The organism is Pelagicoccus sp. SDUM812003 (assembly GCF_031127815.1).
Taxonomy (GTDB): domain Bacteria; phylum Verrucomicrobiota; class Verrucomicrobiia; order Opitutales; family Opitutaceae; genus Pelagicoccus.
In genome coordinates this window covers 47875-65882 of the sequence record NZ_JARXHY010000009.1, presented here as the reverse complement: position 1 = coordinate 65882, position 18008 = coordinate 47875, and the positions used below count along the sequence as shown (strand labels likewise).

Sequence of the window (18008 nt, the reverse complement as noted above, 5' to 3'; positions counted from 1 at the left end):
GACTATTTCGCTAGTCGGTAGGCGGTGATGGAGTTGTTGCGAAGCTCAGGCACCACGAGCAGGTCTTGGGAGGTGATGTAGAGGAAGTTGGCGCAGTTGACCTGTTCTGCCCGCGTGTCGAGAAGGCGCTGCGGGGGCGAGTTTTCGGAAACGTGATACAGTTCTCCGTGGTAGAGCGAGATGAGGAATCCAGTATCCGCTTTTTGGATGCCGTCGACGATACCGGACTCGAAGCGAGCGATGGTGGAAATCTGCTTGCTCGCGAGATCGATGCGTTTGAGGGAGGAGTCGGCTGAGGTGCCTACGAGCAGAGAGTCGCCATCGGCCATGATGCCGTTGACCCCTGGCAGCGCGTCGCCGTGCGACCAGAGTTGCAGGGTCTGACCTTCGATGCGGTAGATGCTGTCGGCGCCTGGATCGGTAGCGAAGATTACCCCGTCGGCTGTGAGGCTGAGGTCGTTGAGAAAGACTGCGTCCGGTGTGGGGATCTTATCGACGGTGGTTTTCGTTTCTATATCCACCACATGGATACCCCAGCGTTCTGCGATGTAGAGCTTGTCTTGAAAGATCTCCATGCCAAGGGGCGAGGATAGTCCGTCGAGCCATTTCAGTTCGGCGATGCGTCCCTCGAGCTCTAGGCAGGTGATGAAATCTGTCCCCAGCTCTTCGTTTGGGGTGCTGAGGTCGAAGTTGGAAACGAGCAGCAGATCGCGCTTGGCGTCGTAGAGGATGGTTTCCGGTCCGCGTACGTCGGTTTTCAGCGTCCAGAGCGGTTCCGCCTCTTGGCATAGGGCGAGTGGAGAAAGAGCGAGGCAGCAGGCAAGCGTCAGGAGCGCTTTGAAAAAGGGGAGTTCAATCATGGGGTGGCAGGATGGAGCGTCCTGGCACCTTAGCGTTTGTTGGAGGAAAGTCCACAACGAGGATGCGTTGCGGGCGGCTTAGCTTGGTCTCACCAGAGAACGAAGGTGGACAATCCCGCGCCGCAAGGGGAGGAAATGAAGCGGGACTGCCGAAGCAGCCCCGCCATTGTAACCTGATGATGTTTAGAGTTTCTTGAAGCGGATGGCGGTGCCGCCACCCGGGGCCAGTTTCAGGGTGAGGCTGTCAGCGCTGGTGACCTGCTGGCTGGAGATAGCTACTTCGGTGGCGTTCTTCTGGTAGGTGATGCCTTCCGCGTCGGCGTAGATTTGGGCTTCGTAATTTGCGCCTGGCTCGAGGAAATCGAGGGAGATCTCCAGAGAGCGTCCTTCTTCGTCGGTCAGGCTGCCGAGGTACCAGTCGTCGCTGTAGCGGTCCTTGCGCACAGTGGTGATGGTGTCTCCGATCTCTGCGTCGAGCACTTTGGTGTCCTCCCAGTCGACCGGCACGTCCTGCAGGAATTTGAAGGCTGGGTGTCCATCGTAGTTTTCCGGAAGGTCGGCTAGCATTTGTATCGGAGAATACAATACGACGTAGAGAGCGAGCTGCTTGGCGGCGGTGGTGTGCACGTCGCGACCTTCGTAGCCTTGCTTGATTTCCACGTCCAGTACGCCGGGGGTGAAGTCCATGGGGCCGGCTAGCATGCGGGTGAAAGGGATGGTGGCGGTATGGGAAGGCGGATTTCCTTCGCTCCATGCGTTGTACTCCTGTCCGCGGGCTCCTTCGCGCGCCATCATGTTCGGGTAGGTGCGGCGTTCGCCGGTATCCTTGATGGGTTCGTGGAAGTTGACGGTGAGCTGGTATTCGGCGGCCTTTTTGAGGACTTCTCGATAGTAGTTCACCCCGAACTGGCCGTGGTGCCATTCGGTCATGTTGAGGCGAGAGCCGACCTGGCCGATCTTCACGTCGTTGATGCCCATCTCCTGATAGAGCTTCATACCGGCGTCGATCTGCTTGCGGTAGTTAACGATGTTGGAGCCGGTCTCGTGGTAGCCGATGATCTTGACCCCGTTTTCGCGGGCGTAGTCGGCTACGGTTTTCAAATCGAAGTCGTCGGTGCCCTCGGTGAAACTGAACATGTGCATGGCGTTTTCGTACCAGGCGGGAGTCCATCCCTTGTTCCAGCCTTCGATGAGCAGGTGGTCGATGCCGAGCTTCTTGCAGTAGTCGATGTGCTCGAGGGAGTTTTTAGTGGAAGCCCCGTGGGTTTCGCTTTCCCAGAAGGTGTATTTGCCGATGTGCATGCCCCACCAGATGCCGAGGTACTTGTGCGGCTCGATCCAGGAAGTGTCTTCGATGACGTTGGGATCGTTTAGATTGAGGATCATGTAGGAGGTGATGAGGTCGCCCGGCTTTTCCGCGATCTGCACCGTGCGCCAGGGGCTGGTGAAGGAGCCGTCGGTCTTCACGCGGTCGCCGTCGGCCCAAGGGACGAGGTCGGCTTTTAGGGAGGTGTCGTCGGTGCGCTCCAGCACCATGCTGGCGAAGTCGACCAAGCGGGCTTCGTGAAAGCTGAGGTAGAGGCCGCTATCGCTCTTTATGGTGAGCGGGGTATGGACTTTCTCCAAGGTGGAAACGGGAGACTCGGTGGTGAGGTATTCGTAGCGATTTTCCTGATACGCGCCTATCCACCATGCGGTGCCGTCCTCGGCCAGCTTGAACTCGGTGAGCTCGTCCATGATCACCAGGTCGGAGTCGCCCTGCTGGGGGAAAAGGTAGCGGAAGGCGATGCCATCGTCGAAGGCTCGGAACTGCAGGGTCAACTGCCGCTGGGGCTTGGCGGTTTCCTGCAAGGTCACGCTAAGCTGGTTGTAGTGGTTGCGGATGTGCTGCTTCTCGCCCCAGACCTGCTGCCAGGTTTCGTCGAAGCTGGAGCTATCCGATGAAACGATTTCGAAGGGGCCGAGCGGGGCATCTTCGCCTTTGAAGAGAAAGCCCAACGCGGAGGGCTCGATGACGGGCGAGCCGGCGCGATCGACCTGATAGCTAGGCTGGCCACGCTCCAGCTCGAAGCGAATGACGTTTTCGCCGTCAGGCGAGCGCACGGAAAGGTCCGCCTGAGCGAAGGCCGACGGCTCTTTCGCGCAGGCGAACAGTAGGGCTGAGAGAGCCGCGATGCAGAGTGTCTTGTACATGGGTAGGACGAGTCTAACGGGGTTGAGATTTAAGGTTAAATCTTAATTCCCTTCTTTGTAGGACTGCCGGATGGAAATGCGACCTTTTTTTCCGCGAGGAGCGGAAATTGGGCTTTGGCGGCGGGTGTCGATAGGCGATTCCGACTCGATGGAGGGGAAACAATCAAGGCGCGCTTGTGTCGGTGGGAAAGGGCCCTTTAGCTAGGGACGGTCTGTTATTTTCGTCAAAACGGGAGGACGCTATGAAGAGAGCTTGGAGAAAAATCGGTTTGTTGCCGCTGGCGTTGCTTGCGACGTCCTGCGCGGGACCCAATCTGGCGCAACGGATCGATGAGGGGATGCGCGATTTCGATTCCTGGCCGGAGGAGCGGCAGGAGATGATTCGCAAGGGGGAGATCGACCTCGGGTTTACCGAAGAGCAGGTGCGCATGGCCTGGGGCGATCCGGACTACGTGACGCGTGAAGTTCGGGCCGACGGCGAGGGCACGCTTTGGGTTTGGGAAAAGAAGTCGCCTCGCATCGGCATTGGCGTCGGCGTGGGCGGCTGGGGCGGACGAAGCGGCGTCAGCGGTAGTGTGGGAACTTCTGTGGGTGGCGATCACCGCATCAAGCGCACGGTTTGGTTCCAGGACGGCGAGGTGCAGTCGTTTAGCGAATAGTCCGAGGGCGGAAACCGTTCTGACATGGCGTACAGCGAAGCGTTGGCGGAAGGTTTGAGGCAGCAGCTGCTGGATCGATCGGGTGTGAGCGAACGCAAGATGTTTGGCGGGGTTTGTTTCTTCCTGAACGGAAACATGCTCTGCGGAACAGCCGATGACTGGTACATGTTTAGAGTGGGCAAGGAGCTCGAGGCGGAGGCCTTGAGGCGTCCGGAAGCGCGGTCGATGAATAGAACTGGCCGCAAGATGGGGGGATTCATCGAGGTGGATGCGAAAGCGGTCGACGGGCCGGCGCTGAGCGGCTGGATCGCCTTCGCTGAACGGTTCGTGGGCGCACTGCCAGGGAAATGAAAAAGCCCCGAAGCGAACTTCGGGGCTGAGGACTGTTTGTTGTGGAAAAGCGTTTTCGGACTGATCAGAAGCGCCAGCGCCCGAAGAGGCTGATGGCTTCGTCTTCCGCCTCGCTATTGTACGAAATCTCGACTCCGGCGTTGATGGAGTCGGTCAGCCAGCGGTTGATTTCGACCCCGAAAGTCACGCCGAGGTCGCCGAGTTCGTCCGTATCGATATAGGCGGTAGAAAGGTCGAGATTGGTCCTATCGGTGAGTTGATGCTCGATGCCGACTTTCGCTCCGTAGAGAAAGCTGTTCGAATCCTCGAAAAGGGATGGGTAGTCGAGGTCCACGTAGCCAGCGATCGGGCTGAAGTAGGCAAAGCTTCGCTGCCCGCCGGTCAGGTCGCGGTAGAAGGTAAGGTCGAGGGTGGCCATGATCCTGTCGCCGTCGTCGGAGCTCGCCAGATCGAGGCCGAGGTCTAAGCCTCGATGGAGATTCGAGTTGAACTCGATGCCGTACGAGGCCTCGTCGAAATCGAAATCGCTTCCGATGCTCAGGCCAACGTAGCGCTGACCCAGTAGGCTGTCGCCAGAGGCGCCCGCAGCGAAGGTGAGAGATGCGAGTCCCGCGAAAAATAGGGTTTGGATTCTTTTCATTTTGATAGGTGTGTAAGAATTGTGGATACGAAACACGTGGATTGCGCGGGCGTTTTCGCCTTTGCCGATTTCATACGTCGACTGGTTACCACGAAAACCGAGCGCTGCGGATTGCTGCTAGAGAGAATGTATCAGGGGAAATTGTATCCCATCCTAGCGGGAGACGAAACGCGTCCCCGTCATGCCTGGCGAGCCCGATCAGGTCGCTGAAGAACCACCCGACGAGCGCGGCGGTGTCGTCAGCGGATCGGACGAAGGGTGTCGCCACCGACGCTGGCTTATAGAAGGGCCACGCTTGGCGTTTGATAAAAAACCTAAAATGGACGTTGACATCCAGTTACCCAGTTTGGATGCATTGTCGTAAATTGGATGGTCCTATCCAATTTAAAAACAGGGGAACAATCCGATGCTTAGATTCAAATATGCGAACTACTGGCTGGCTTTGTCCGCAGTGATCGTGGCGTCCTTCGCGACGCTTGGTTACTATGGGCTGGAAATCTACCGAAAGGCTCCTCCGATACCGGAACGCGTGCGGTCGGAGAGCGGGGAGACCTTGTTCACTGGAGAGGATATCAGGACCGGACAGAATGTCTGGCAGTCGATCGGTGGACAGGAAGTCGGGAGCATCTGGGGACACGGTTCCTATGTCGCTCCGGACTGGAATGCGGATTGGGCGCATCGGGAGCTGCTCATGCTGCGCGATCGACTGTCCGAGCGAGAAACGAGCAAACCCTACGCCGAGCTGAGCGATTTGGATCGACTGAGGTTGGATCGGCTGGTCAAGGAGCAAATGAGACGCAACACCTATGATTCGGAAAGCGGAGCGTTGAACGTTTCCGAGGAGAGGGCGGAGGTTATTAAATCTCTTTCGGCCTACTACGCGGCGATATTCGGAGACGATACCGCGTTCGCCTCAGCGGTCGAGCCGTATTCGGATGGAGGATACGATCCTGTGGAGTTGAGGGACTACTACGCGATCGCCCGAAATACCATCAAGGACGAACAGCGCCAGCATCAGTTGAACGCTTTCTTCTTCTGGACCACCTGGGCCACCACCACGGTTCGCGATGAATATCGAGAAGGAAATCTTTGGGATAGCAAGTCTGCGATTTCCTATACCAACAATTGGCCAGCGGAGGATGCCATCGGCAATGCCCCAAGTTCGGGCGTGGTGCTTTGGTCTATCATTAGCGTGATTCTCCTGCTGGTCGGCATCGCGATTTTGGCTTGGAGGATCGCCGCATCGAAAGAGGAGGAGCACAGGGCTCCCGGGTCCGCTCCCAAGCTGACTTTGACGATCACTGCATCGATGCGGGCAACCTACAAGTACTTTGCGGTCGTAGGGTTGCTGCTTCTGCTGCAGATAGCGATGGGCATTCTCACCGCGCACTACGGGGTAGAAGGCGATGGCTTTTTCGGATTTCCGCTCGCGGACTGGATTCCGTACTCCGTCACTCGGACTTGGCATACGCAGCTTGGCATTTTCTGGATCGCAACCGCTTGGCTGGCTACCGGTCTCTTTCTTGGGCCAGCGGTTTCTGGATACGAACCGAAGTTTCAGCGTATCGGCGTCGATCTGCTCTTTGTCTGTTTGGTAGTGATCGTGTTTGGCTCCCTCTTCGGGGAGTGGCTTGGAACGCGTCAGACGATTGGTTTGGAAACGAATTTCTGGTTTGGGCATCAAGGTTATGAATACGTGGATCTTGGCCGATTCTGGCAGATCTTCCTGTTTGTTGGGCTGTTTCTGTGGCTTGGATTGATGGTGAGGGCGATTTGGCCTGCTTTGCGCAAGCCGAGCGAGAACCGTCACCTGATCGCTCTCTTTCTGGTAGCCTCGACTGCGATCGCCTTGTTCTACGGAGCTGGTTTGATGTGGGGGAAGGATACGCATCTAGCGTTGGCTGAGTACTGGCGCTGGTGGGTGGTCCATCTTTGGGTAGAGGGTTTCTTCGAAGTGTTCGCCACCGTGGTGATCGCATTTCTCTTCACTCGCTTGAAACTGATAGGAAGCGTCTTCGCGACCAAGGCCGCCCTGGCTTCGACCACTATCTTTCTCTTCGGCGGAATCATCGGCACGTTTCACCACATCTATTTTTCCGGAACGCCGACATCCATACTGGCTCTCGGTTCGGTATTCAGCGCTCTGGAGGTCGCTCCATTGGTACTGATCGGATTCGAAGCGGTTGAAAATCTGAAACTCTCGAGATCCGCGTCATGGGTGAAGGAATACAAGTGGCCGATCTACTTCTTCGTATCGGTTGCTTTCTGGAACCTGGTGGGAGCGGGCATATTCGGATTTTTGATCAATCCACCCATCGCGCTCTACTATATGCAAGGATTGAATACGACGGCAGTGCATGGTCACACGGCGCTCTTCGGAGTTTACGGCATGCTCGGCATCGGACTAGTTCTGTTCTGCTTGAAGGGCCTGCGTCCAAACGCCGTTGAGAACGATCGACTGATCTGGGTATCGTTCTGGGGATTGAACGCGGGTCTGACCGCCATGGTCCTGCTATCCCTGCTGCCGATCGGTCTTTGGCAGGTCTGGGCGAGCCTGGAGCAGGGCATGTGGTACGCGAGATCCGCCGAATTCATGCAGAGCGATACCATGGAGGCGCTGCGTTGGCTTAGAACCGTGGGAGATATCCTCTTCGCGGTAGGCGTGGGAGCCTTCGTCCTGCACGTCTTCAAGCTAGCGAAGGGAGGATCGGAGCTCGAACTTGGGGGTAAGGCCGGTGGACGAGTCAGACCTGGGTCTGCCAGTCCGGAGTCGGAGCATGCTTTGGTGTGATAGAACGTGTAACAGAATACAGAATACAAAGGAGATGGAGAATAACATATCGTTTAGAAACGCAGGTTTCGAGAATCGTCCCATCGGAGACCTCGTGGCGGAGCGCCCTGGGCGTTCTAGGATCTTCCAGAAGCATCGGATCGACTTTTGTTGCCAAGGAAAGAGAACCTTGCGCGAAGCGTGTGAAAGCAAAGGGCTTCAGGTTGATGACTTGGTTGTTTTGCTTGAGGGAGAGATGGAGGCGGAGACGCTGGAGGAGGTGAGTCCTGCCACAATGCGACTTTCGGATCTATGTCACTATATTGTGAATACGTATCATGATCGTTTTCGCGAGGAAACGCCACGTCTGCTGGCCATGGCGAAGCGAGTCGCTACGGTTCATGGGGAAAGGGAACCACGGCTTGTGGAAATCCTTGATACCTTCGATGACCTCTCGTTCGAACTCCTTAAGCAGCTCGCCAAGGAGGAGCTTGAAATCTTCCCCCAAATACATCGACTGGCCGATCCGTTGCTGACGCTCGAGCCAGCGCATGCGGACGAGCTGCTCAGCGCTATGCGATGGAATTTCGATGTAGCGGGCGAGGCCATGGCTCGCATCAAAACGTTGAGTGACGACTATCAAGCGCCCGAGCATGCATGCAACACCTACCGGGCTCTGTTTTCCGGATTGGAGGAATTCGAGGAGGACCTTAGGCGTCATGCCAATCTGGAGAACGCGGAATTGTTTCCAGCTGTCCTCGAAAGGTTGAGAAGGTGATGACGAGCCTTTGGGGAGGAGCCTGACGGAATAGGAAAGGCGTGGCGGATATCGGCTGCCACGCCTTTTATCCTGAGCCGTCCTTAGAAAGCGAAAATGCGGCTAGGAGTCTTCGGCTTCGCTCGGGAGGTACAGCACGGAGAGTTCGCTGAGGATTGCCTCCAGCTCGCGAAAATACTCCGCGTCGCTCATCGAATCGCGGTCTCCTTGCAGTTGTTCCAGTTGGAGCTCTAGTTTGTTCCTCAGTTCGCGCTGCGCGCTTGTTAGCTGGATACTCTCATCAGGCGGCTTCAGGGAAACGCGGCGAGCGAGTCGTCCATCAGCTCGGGCGATATCGACGCCCTGTGCTGCGCGCAAGCCGTCGAATAGCTCTGCCTGGCTTCCTCTCCCATCCCCATTGTCATCTATCAAAGCGTGTTCCGTGGCGAGGCGTCCGGCTTCGAAGTAATAGGAATCAACGGCTTGCGACGCGCTGAGATAGGCTTCAAGTAGCGAGACGCTCCCGTCCCTGTCCAGATCGCTTTGATCGCTCGCCAGGGCTTGAGCGAAGTATTCGCCGAATCGGGCGTAGTTCTGCTCGGATCCGCTTCGGGTCGCGGTGATGATAACCCGCTTTTCGCCCGATAACGCGGGGATGAAGGGGGCGCTCGCCGAGCCGCCGTGAATAAAGATCAAGTTGCCGGTATGGGCTCTCAGCGCGGCCGCGATGTCCTGGACGCTCAGGTCCTTCCCTACCAAGTTGAGTTTGGTCGCGGTCGAGGAATGCGTACCGTGGCCAATGTATACGATCCAGAGTTCGGAATCCTCTGGCTGCTCTGCGATCCAGGAAACGACTTGGTCCGCAGGTTCGATGCCTTGCTCCGTTTGTTGGATACGCTTGGTCTGCAGATCCGCTTGCTCCGCCAGTTCGACCCAAGTGTCTGCGGCTCGATCGAAACCTTCGCGAAAGCTCTCCTCGCCAGCCGCTCCCTGAATCAGCAGTAGGGTCTGAGCGGGCAGGCTACTCGTCAACATGGACCAGGCAGTCGCTATTGCGAAAAGGAATCTCACTGGAGAAATCACGCCAAACCTCTCTTTCTTCGCATGAGCCATTCGCCTAGAAACGCCGCGAGCGCCGCGAGGTAGAATAGGTTGTTGTGCCAGATCGGCTTGAGCAGGGTCTCGGTGGCGGGAGCAGGCTGGGATCGAATCTGCGCCCCCAGCTCCGGCAGTTCCGAAAGCTCGAGCACCTCTCCTCCTGTAGCGCGTGCGATTCTCTCCAGGTAGTTGCGATTTGGTGACAAGGAAGCGAATTCCGCCGATAGAGCATCCAGCGCCCAGCCGGTTTCCGCTTCTCCGAGAATGGCTCCGCTGCCATCGAGGACTTCGACGCTTGCATGGTAGATTCCATCCTCGAGCGCTGGTAGGTCTAACGTAAATTGTCCTGGACTGTCGGATACAGTCGCCATGTCGACCTGGAGCAGCGTTTCGCTGGTTTGCGAGCGATCGGAGGCGGATGCGATTCGGGTGACGGTCGCTAGGGCGCGGCTGGAGCGCAAAGGAAGAAATTCGGGGTCGAGGGCACGGGCTCGGAGGCTGGTTTCTCCAGATTCGGAAACGGTTGCCGAGAGGCTGAACCGGCTGAGATTGTCCTTCACCAGCCATCGGGAGACCTGACGCCAGAACTGGGCCAGATCCGCTTGAGACGCCGCGTCCTGCATGCCCCAACGCCACAAGTCGCCCACCGCCAGACTTGCCACGCGACCCGATCCGAAGTTTCGAACCAGGAGAGCGGGCCGTTCCATGCCGTCCGCTTCCTCGAGCACAGCCAGTTGCCGCGAGCCGGGTTTCGGTTTTCCGAAAACATTGTAAACGCGCAGGAGAGGCATCTGGCTGATGCGCTGCTGCTCCACTGTCTCCAGATCGTGGATGCGCATCCATGGCTCGACCCAGCCATCTCGCGTTAGGTCCCACGCGACCTGCCGATCCGTGGTTTCGTCGGAGGCGGATGGAGTGGGGTAATAGGGCAGAAGCTGGGCGAGCGGGGAGTCATGGTAGCCGCCGTCCTCGTAGCTGTTCACACCTCCGAGCATCATGAGTCCGCCTCCCCTTTGGCGAACGAAGTCTCGGATCAGGGCGAGTTGATTGAAGGTGAAGAAGTCCGCTTCGATATCGTCGAGGAGGAGCGCGTCGTATTCAAAAAGTTCTTGCGCGGTATTGGGAAAGCCTCCGAAGAGCTCATCCTTATCTCGCGTATTCATGCGAATGAGCACCGCCTCGTCGTAGCGCTCGTTCTCGTCTTCGCGGCCGAAGCCGCGGTAGAGGGAGTTGCTGTTTTCGCCTGCCCGTCCTTTGAATTCGAACTGAGGCTCCTTGCTCGCCACTCGTAGCAGGCCGACCATTTCCAGCTGAGGATCTTCGCTCAAGGCGCGATTCATAAACTTGTATTCCCAGTTCGGTCTACCGGTCACGTAGAGCAGTCGATAGCGATCCTTACCTCGGTCCGCTACCAGCAGACGCCGGTTGTTGGTTAGGGTGGCTTCGGAGGGTGTGGCTAGACCATCTTCGGTAGCGAGTTCGGCGCGGAGCTCAAAGAACTGCATGCCACCTCCGCTGCCTTGCCATTGCGAGCGCTGTATCATCTCCTGCTGTTCGTCTTCGAAGGTGAGGGTCCTCTCTTCGATGGGAAGATCGCGCCTCATGGTGGTAGGCGTGATTTGGGAGAGGGTGGTCTTCACTTTGGAGGGGCCAAGGCCTTGCAGGCGGAACTTGGCCTCCAAGCTGAGAGGAGCGTCGCCGAATGCCGAGACGTTCAATTCAGCCCTCTGTATTGAAAGGTCTGGTACTGACGTGGCTTCGCCTATCAGCACTGGGAATATGGGAGGCAGCTCGGCGAGCTGGCTATCGCTGAGCGGCTGGTCGGTGGCATTGCCGTCGGTGAGAAGGGCGATCGCGGCGAGGGGTCGCTCGTCGAGACGTTGCTGGACGCTGCTCAGGGCGGAGGAGATCTTGCTGCTTTGGCCTTCGAATGCGAGCGAATCGTAGCTGGAAATGCGTTGAAGCGATTTCGAAAATCGATAGCTACGAACTTGGTAGTCCTCTTCCAGATCGGTCAACCATCCGGAGGAGCGACCATGCAGGGCCTGTCTCATCCTCTCGCCCCGATCCAGGAGCTCTCCGGGATCCTTGATTCGCATGCCTAGGCTGTCGTCGGCGAGCAATGCGATAATGTTCTGACCTTGTATGGGACGTTCGAATACCCGTTGCGGGTTTAGGAGCGCCAGAGCCAGCAGCAAAATGCCTGCGGATCGCAGCGCGATCGCTGCGGCGCTTCTTTGAGAGCTGCCTCTCCAGGAACGCCAGGACAGGAAGATCAGCGCAGCGGCAAGTATTGCGACCAGGATCCAGGGCGTGTTGTTTGGGAAAATCATATCAGCAGGTCATTGCTCGCCAAGTGATTCGTAATAGCGGCGAACGAAGGCTTCGTAGGTTTCCGGAACTGGGTCCGAGTCGATCGGTTGGAGCGCATCCGGGTTTTCAATACGGTTCAACTCGGAACGCAACCACACGCTTACATCGTTCAAGGGAGCGGCGATCTCGTCTTGAATCATTTCCCACTGGGGGAGCTCGCCGTGACGCTTGAAGTCTCTGCGAGCGTCCTCTGCGCGCTCGCGCGCTTCCTCGATGCGAGCTCTAGCGATAGGATCGTCGATCAAGGCCTCTACGGTGCTCAAACGATCGATCCAGTCCTCATAGCCGCTGCCAGTCAGCGGACCTTGGTTGCGGTTTCCAATTTCCGAAAGAGCGCTGCGAATGCGGTCCTCAATGGATTGGTTGCCATTTTGCCCTCCAGAGGCGGTTGGACTGGAGGATTCCTGGGATCGGGCTTGGCCTTCTGAAGACTGGCGTTCCGAATCAAGCTGCTGCTGCAGCGATTCGATCTCCTCTTCTGCGAAGGCTAGCTCCGAACTCTCGTCGCCGAGCACGCTTTCCGCCGCTTGGGATACGCGATCGCTCAAGCGCTCCAGATCTTCGGCGAGTCCTTGCTGCTCGCGATTTGCGTTCTGGAGAAATCCTTGTCGAAGCAGTTGCTCGCTTTGAGTGTAGCGTTCCTCGAACTCGGCTCCGTTGCTGTCGCGAAGAACCTGATACAGCTCGCGATAGAGCATGGGTTCGGCGAATTCAGCCCCTTCGGCGACCTGGCGCATTTCTTCCAGAAAGGCTTCCACTCGGTCGGATTGCTTGTCGATGCGATTCGCCAGCTCGTCGCGCTGTTCGGAATCGTCGAGACGCCGAGAGAACTCGGCCTCGAAATCGCTCACCTGCTGTTGCAGTTCCTGTTGTTGCTCTGCCAGTTCGCGAGCTTGGCGGCGGGCCTCGCGCATCGCTTCGGAGAAGGCGCTGGAGCTTCGGTTTCTCATGTCCTCCTTGCTCCGTTCCAGCGTCTCTTCCGCGCGGCTACCGGCGGCGAGCGCTTGTGAGACGTCGCCTTGCTGAAGGTCCTCCGCAGACTGCTGCATGCGCTCTCTCGCTTCCTGCAGTTGCTCGCGAGCCTGCCTTGCGCCTTGGCGATTGGCGGCCTGCTGTATCGCTTCGTCCGCGTTTTGCACCAACTGGCGCTGCTCCTCTTCGAGACGCTTGAGCTCCCGTTCCGCTTCTCGTCGCTCCTCTTCTGTAGTCGCGTTGGCGATAGCGGCCTGCATTTCTTGGATACGCTCGTTGAGGTCGCCTTGGCGTCGCGAAAGCTCGTTGAGTTTGGCGATCAGTTCGAGATTCTGTCGCTCTTCGGGAGAAGCGAGCGACTGAGCCTGGGTGGCGGTTTCGTAGCGGTTTTCCTCATTTCGAAAGTCGAGCTCGTCGATCTGCCGCTGACTGCGGGAAGCTGAGCCGCCTCCGCCGGACTGGTTCTGAGAACGAGCGACATTGAACTCGGAATCGTTCAGCTTGATCAGCTCCTGGTAGGCTGATTGGGCGTCGGACCAAGCGGCGGGAAGAGGCTGGTCGGTCGAGTCATCGATGGCCTGAGTCAAGCTCAGCTCGACTCCTTCCATGAAGCGGAGGGCGTCGGAGGCGATTTGCTTGTCGCTCGGGTTTTCTAACATCTGGTGCATTTGCTGGAGTTCGCTGTAGGCCTCGAGCTGGGAATGCTGCAGCGTCACCAGGTCCTCTATCCTGCTCTCTGGCGGTGTCTCAGTATTTTTGATACGGAACAGAGATATCGTGATTTGCCGCTGCTTCTCGATCAATTCCATCCCTTGGCCGCCCATGCCCCCCTGTCCGCCACCTCCGGGATCCTGCTCGCGAAAGATTTCGTCGAAGGGGCGAATGTCCGCGAAGTAGAGATCTCCCGTGGTGTGCCGAATCTCGCCGTCGGGACCGAAATCCTTGGCCCAGAGGTACCAACTGAATGAGTCTCTGGGCTGGAGAGATTTCCGCTCGAGAGCGACTTGATGACGGAGCTGGGCGCTAAGCGCGTTTTCTTCTGCTTCGCTTTCCTTCTGCAGTGAGGTTTCAATCGGGCGATCGCTGGAATAAACCAGACCGATTCCGTAGTCGAGCAGCCCGAAGTCGTCGCTCGCCTCGCCGGAGAAGACGATCTCTTCGATGGGAGAGTACCGTTGATCGCCGCGTGGAGTATCCACTCGTAGCGTGGGCCGTTGATTGGCGATGGCTTGGATCTGGATGCGAGGCGGCAAAGCATTGCTCCTGCCGTCTAGATCATCGAGATGCAGTGTGAAGCGCAGGCTGCTTTGTATTTTCTTTTCGTATACGAATTGAGTAGATGCTTCGTTGCTTGGCAGGAGCGGAAAGCGTTCGCCGGTCTCGTCTTCCAGAACGGCGCTCGCCACGGGCTTGTTAGTATTGAAACGGTATTGAAGCTGGGTACCCTCGATCGCGGAAACGCGAAGCGTATCGGGAACGTCTCGATCGGGCCATCCGGTGTATTCAGGAAAGGAGAGCGAGGCGTCCGCTTTGGTCAGCTGAGGAAGGTCGTAAACGGAGAGCGAGTAGGTCTGGCTGGTCTGCTCTCCATAGCGTATCCGGTACTCGGTGGACTGCTCGACTGAGCTCAAGGTGAATGCGAAAACTGGGTCGGACAGGCTTTTGACCATCTTGGCGGAGGAATCGCTGCTGTTGGGCGAGGGGGAGAACTCGATAAAGGCTTCGTCAGGAGGGGAACCAGTGAAGCGGGCGATAACGACTTGCGAGGAGCCGCGTTCAATTTCGGTATTCCCAGGTTCGACGGTCAGGGTCCGATCGGCGAGGTCGATCCCAGGCTGTCCAGGGGTGAGGGCGGTCTCCTGCTGGGCGATGTAGTATGCGGCGAGCATCAGGACGAAGAAAGATGCTAGCGCACTGGAATACTGGATACGCGAACGGGTTTCGGATCGGGTGGCCGCTTCCGCCCAGTTTTTCCGACTCGGATGGGCTAAGGCGTCCTCCACAACGCGGCGACCAAGGAATGATGATTTACCTGAAAGCTCGCTCTCCACGGCAGTGATGAGGGCCTGGTTGAGTTCGGGATGCTCCTTTTCGATCGCTCTGGCTGCGGCGAGGTAGTCGTAGTCGACTGAACGCTCTTTGAGCCATGAAAGAATGATGAGAGCGATGCCGCCGAGGGCCATGGAGACTAGGAGCAAGGAAGCCCACTGTGGGTACAGCGCCGCTAAGGCTAACAGCGGCAAGGCGAGCAAGCCTGCGAAAAGGAACAGTCGTGTCCGACTGCGCTGGCAGTCGCGCGCGATGAGGCGCCGCGCTACGGGATCCAAAAGAATGCGCAAACGCGGCGTGAGCCCTTTTTTGATGGGGTGTAGTTGACGATCCATTACGCTGCCTGTTCTCCTTTCGTCCTAGCTGGTTTGGTCGCCAGCAAGCTTTCGCTGAGCAGGAGGAGGATGACGAGCCATAGGGTCCACTTCCAAACGGCCTGCCTTTCTTCTAGCTGTTGCGAGCTCTCGCGACTGCTGGCAGCGGCGATCGACTGGGCGACTTGGCTGATTCGGCTTGGATCGTATTCTGGTAGACCCAATCTATCCCATTCATCCTCGTCGATGGGGTGAAGGGAGCTTTCGCTGGCATCGACCTGCAGGGCGAGCCAGGGGGCGTTTCCGCGGCCTTCGACCTGATACATCCCGGCTCGGGTGATGGGCAGCTGGTCCGCTCGGATAGACTGCTGAGCGAGCAGAGCGCGATCGAGATAGAGGTTGTTGGCGGGCGGAGGACCGCCGATTGACTGGAGGCAAAGCTGGTACAGGAACGGAACGAACTTGCTGGAGAGGGCCCACTGGGAGGAGCGAGGCGACCAGTCGCCTGCCCATACGAACACCGTTCCGCCGCCCAGCTTCGCTTCTAGCAGGAGAGGGGAGCCATTGTCGTAGGAGGCGAGCTTTCGTATGTCAGGAGAATCAGGAAACTGGATACGAGGGGCTTTCCAGGTGTTGATGTTGGCGAAATTGCTGAAGCGAGGATCGGCGAAGGGCTCGAAAAGCGGATGTTCGAAGTCGATCTCTCCGATGCGAAGGTCTTGGTCGAGCGTTTCGTCAATCTGCCATTGGCGATCGTCGAAAAGGGCTCGCAAGGTGTCTTCCTTGCTCGAATCGGATACGATCAGGAAGGCGGTTCCACCCGTTTGCGCTTCGCTCCGAAGGCGCTGAAGGCTTTGCCTGTCGAGCGGCTTGTCGACAATTGTCAGGTCAGCGTCTGTCGAGAACGAGTCGACCGGAAGAAGTCTTGTCCTAGGATTGTCGATACCCTTGAGCGCCTTTTCGATGAAGTAGGGAGCTTGTTGGGGGTCGGCGAGTTGGGCGTCGCTCAGAAGGGCGATCGTGACAGTGGGAATAAACCTGGGAGCGCGATAGAGTTGGTTGTCGAACGCTACCTCGTCGCCGGACAGCTCGAAGCGAATCGGTAGCTCGTCCGAGCCGGTGGCTAGAGGAATGGAAATCGGGACGAATCCCTTGCCCGCGGCGAGAACTGCCGTGACGGGCTGGCTCAAAGGTTGCGCCTCGATCGCATGGAAGGCTTGCACTGAGAGGTCGAGCGGTTTCTCCGGAGGAGAGTCGAGGGAAAGTCTTAATTCCGCAAATAGCTGTTGCTCGGCGTTCCACTCCCAGCCAGCCCAGCTAAGGCTGGCGTTGACTGGCGGTGGCGTCGGGGCTACCTGGATACGCTTGAGAAAGGTTTCGTTAGGCCAGTCCAGACCGGCAAGGCCGCTGAATGAGGAGCCTTTGGCGAAATCGGAAAGCGCGATGAGTTCGGCGATTCGTTTTTCTTCTGTTTGCTCGCCCAATCGGGCCAGCTCGTCCAATCCGTGTTCGATGGCCAAGTCGAGTCGTGTCGGGAAATCGGTGACGGGTGTAGCGGCGATACGCTGCAAGGCGAGCTGCGTTCGCTGATCGATCGGCCAGTTCTGCCACTGCTCGGCTGTTACGATCGGAGTGACGGTATCCGAGAAACCGAATATGCTGATACGCGACTGGGGCGCAGCGGCGGAGAGGATTTCTCTGACCGATTCCTCAAGACTGTCGCTCACGCCGGGACGCTGCATGCTGGCGCTCATGTCGATGAGAAGCACGCGATCGATCGAGGGGGTGAAGGAGGCCGAAGAAAGAGATTGTTCAGGGAAGAACGGTCGGGCGAAGGCCAAGGCGAGCAATGCGACGACTAGGCAGCGAATGATAAGGAGAAGGGGATTCTGGATACGTCGACGACTCTCAGTCTTCGGTTGACTGTGGTCGAGCAGCTCGGTGGAGCTGAAGGGGATGCGGTTGCGCGGCGCCTGTCGAATCAGGTGAAAGAGGATCGGTCCGGCGATCAACGCCAAGCCGGCGAGAAAGAGTGGGGCGAGGAAGCTCATCGCGTTTTCCTAAGCTCCCTCACGAAATCGACCAAAGCCAGGTCCAGGGGCTGGTCGGTGGTGATGGTTTGCAGGCGAGCTCCAGCTGAGGCGAAGGCGGATCCGACTTGCCGCTGCCGTTCCGAAAACCGCTTGGTGTAGTCGTCGCGAGCGGAATCGGGATCGACGTAGCGAAGCTCTCCCGTTTCCACGTCGTTCCAATAGGCGGCCTTGCCGTAGTGAAGGTTGACCTCTGCGGGATCGAGCACCTGAAGCCCACGCACGTCGTGTCCCATGGAGCGTAGGTAGGCCAGCTCCGAGCTCCATTCATGCGGATCGCTGAGAAAGTCCGAAATCAGGATCACAAGCGAGCGGCGGCGGGCGAGTCGAAGCGTGGCTTCGAGCGCCGCCTTCAAGTCGGTGGCCTGTCCTTCCGCGGGGCGCTCCAGCAAGGCGAAAAGCCGTTTCAGGTGACCCGGGCGCCATTTGGGCTCCTGGTAGTCGGTGATGGCGCTGTCGAACCGTGCGATGCCGACTACGTCTCGCTGTTTGGAGAGAAAGTAGGATAGCGTAGCCGCTATGGTGCGAGCGTAGTCGAATTTAGAATACGAACCGGAACCAAACTCCATCGATTTGCTGGCGTCGGCGAGGATGAGGCAACGCAGGTTCGTCTCGTCTTCGAAAACCTTGAGGTATTCGCGATCCGTTCGAGCGAGAATCTTCCAGTCGAGGTAGCGTAGATCGTCTCCCGGACTGTACTGGCGGTACTCGGAAAACTCGACGGAAAAGCCGTGATAGGGGCTGCGATGCAAGCCTGCCCAGATGCCTTCCACAACGATTCGGGCCCGCAGTTCCAGATCGCGTATGGCGAGCAAGGCTTCGGGATCGACGGACGTCGTAGGGCTGTACGGGTTGCTTGGCACGGCGTTGGGGGCGTGTTAT

12 protein-coding genes are annotated in these 18008 nt (G+C 58.0%); 4 read left to right on the top strand and 8 right to left on the bottom strand.

All coding sequences use genetic code 11. The features are described from left to right. Positions 1-2 precede the first annotated feature (2 nt). Together QEH54_RS13475 and QEH54_RS13470 are read right to left on the bottom strand one after the other, a co-directional pair. Positions 3-860 carry a hypothetical protein gene (locus QEH54_RS13475; protein ID WP_309019211.1) on the bottom strand — a complete coding sequence of 286 codons (858 nt, stop codon included), beginning with the start codon at positions 858-860 and terminating at the stop codon, positions 3-5. 183 nt (positions 861-1043) lie between these two features. Beyond that, positions 1044-3053, bottom strand: a complete 2010-nt coding sequence (locus QEH54_RS13470) for a glycoside hydrolase family 97 protein (RefSeq protein WP_309019210.1) — start codon at positions 3051-3053, stop codon at positions 1044-1046. A 242-nt stretch (positions 3054-3295) separates the two neighbouring features. On the opposite strand from QEH54_RS13470, the gene QEH54_RS13465 reads away from it, so the two are divergent. After that, the gene (locus QEH54_RS13465; RefSeq protein WP_309019209.1) at positions 3296-3712 is read left to right on the top strand and encodes a hypothetical protein; all 417 of its coding nucleotides are present in this window, start codon (positions 3296-3298) and stop codon (positions 3710-3712) included. Between the two features lie 24 nt (positions 3713-3736). After that, positions 3737-4063, top strand: coding sequence for a TfoX/Sxy family protein (locus QEH54_RS13460; RefSeq protein ID WP_309019208.1), 327 nt, complete (start codon positions 3737-3739; stop codon positions 4061-4063). 64 nt (positions 4064-4127) lie between these two features. On the opposite strand, the gene QEH54_RS13455 is transcribed toward QEH54_RS13460, so the two are convergent. Next, positions 4128-4703, bottom strand: coding sequence for a hypothetical protein (locus QEH54_RS13455; protein WP_309019207.1), 576 nt, complete (start codon positions 4701-4703; stop codon positions 4128-4130). A 406-nt stretch (positions 4704-5109) separates the two neighbouring features. On the opposite strand from QEH54_RS13455, the gene QEH54_RS13450 reads away from it, so the two are divergent. Further along, complete coding sequence (locus QEH54_RS13450; RefSeq protein WP_309019206.1) at positions 5110-7494, top strand: nitric-oxide reductase large subunit; 2385 nt, start codon at positions 5110-5112, stop codon at positions 7492-7494. A 304-nt stretch (positions 7495-7798) separates the two neighbouring features. Continuing rightward, a complete protein-coding gene (locus tag QEH54_RS13445; protein WP_309019205.1) occupies positions 7799-8251 on the top strand; it encodes a hemerythrin domain-containing protein in 453 nt (150 codons plus the stop codon). Between the two features lie 102 nt (positions 8252-8353). Here the strand turns inward: QEH54_RS13445 and QEH54_RS13440 are convergent, their stop codons facing one another. From QEH54_RS13440 to QEH54_RS13420, 5 genes are read right to left on the bottom strand one after another with little or no spacing between them, the layout of a single operon-like run. Further along, positions 8354-9265, bottom strand: a complete 912-nt coding sequence (locus QEH54_RS13440) for a hypothetical protein (protein ID WP_309019204.1) — start codon at positions 9263-9265, stop codon at positions 8354-8356. A 44-nt stretch (positions 9266-9309) separates the two neighbouring features. Then, the gene (locus QEH54_RS13435) at positions 9310-11661 is read right to left on the bottom strand and encodes a glutamine amidotransferase (protein ID WP_309019203.1); all 2352 of its coding nucleotides are present in this window, start codon (positions 11659-11661) and stop codon (positions 9310-9312) included. Positions 11662-11670: 9 nt separating this feature from the next. Beyond that, complete coding sequence (locus QEH54_RS13430; RefSeq protein ID WP_309019202.1) at positions 11671-15057, bottom strand: hypothetical protein; 3387 nt, start codon at positions 15055-15057, stop codon at positions 11671-11673. Further along, positions 15057-17087 (bottom strand): BatA domain-containing protein, encoded by a 2031-nt coding sequence (locus QEH54_RS13425; protein ID WP_309019201.1) that lies wholly within the window; start codon positions 17085-17087, stop codon positions 15057-15059. The genes QEH54_RS13430 and QEH54_RS13425 overlap by 1 nt, the downstream gene beginning before the upstream one ends. Next, positions 17084-17989 carry a DUF58 domain-containing protein gene (locus QEH54_RS13420; RefSeq protein WP_309019200.1) on the bottom strand — a complete coding sequence of 302 codons (906 nt, stop codon included), beginning with the start codon at positions 17987-17989 and terminating at the stop codon, positions 17084-17086. Before QEH54_RS13420 ends, QEH54_RS13425 begins: the two co-directional genes overlap by 4 nt. Positions 17990-18008 lie beyond the last annotated feature (19 nt).

Coding starts and splice junctions, on each gene's coding strand:
- QEH54_RS13435 (WP_309019203.1), bottom strand. CDS start 11,661: ATGATTTTCCCAAACAACACGCCCTGGATCCTGGTCGCAATACTTGCC.
- QEH54_RS13455 (WP_309019207.1), bottom strand. CDS start 4,703: ATGAAAAGAATCCAAACCCTATTTTTCGCGGGACTCGCATCTCTCACC.
- QEH54_RS13440 (WP_309019204.1), bottom strand. CDS start 9,265: ATGTTGACGAGTAGCCTGCCCGCTCAGACCCTACTGCTGATTCAGGGA.
- QEH54_RS13475 (WP_309019211.1), bottom strand. CDS start 860: ATGATTGAACTCCCCTTTTTCAAAGCGCTCCTGACGCTTGCCTGCTGC.
- QEH54_RS13430 (WP_309019202.1), bottom strand. CDS start 15,057: ATGGATCGTCAACTACACCCCATCAAAAAAGGGCTCACGCCGCGTTTG.
- QEH54_RS13450 (WP_309019206.1), top strand. CDS start 5,110: ATGCTTAGATTCAAATATGCGAACTACTGGCTGGCTTTGTCCGCAGTG.
- QEH54_RS13465 (WP_309019209.1), top strand. CDS start 3,296: ATGAAGAGAGCTTGGAGAAAAATCGGTTTGTTGCCGCTGGCGTTGCTT.
- QEH54_RS13460 (WP_309019208.1), top strand. CDS start 3,737: ATGGCGTACAGCGAAGCGTTGGCGGAAGGTTTGAGGCAGCAGCTGCTG.
- QEH54_RS13470 (WP_309019210.1), bottom strand. CDS start 3,053: ATGTACAAGACACTCTGCATCGCGGCTCTCTCAGCCCTACTGTTCGCC.
- QEH54_RS13425 (WP_309019201.1), bottom strand. CDS start 17,087: ATGAGCTTCCTCGCCCCACTCTTTCTCGCCGGCTTGGCGTTGATCGCC.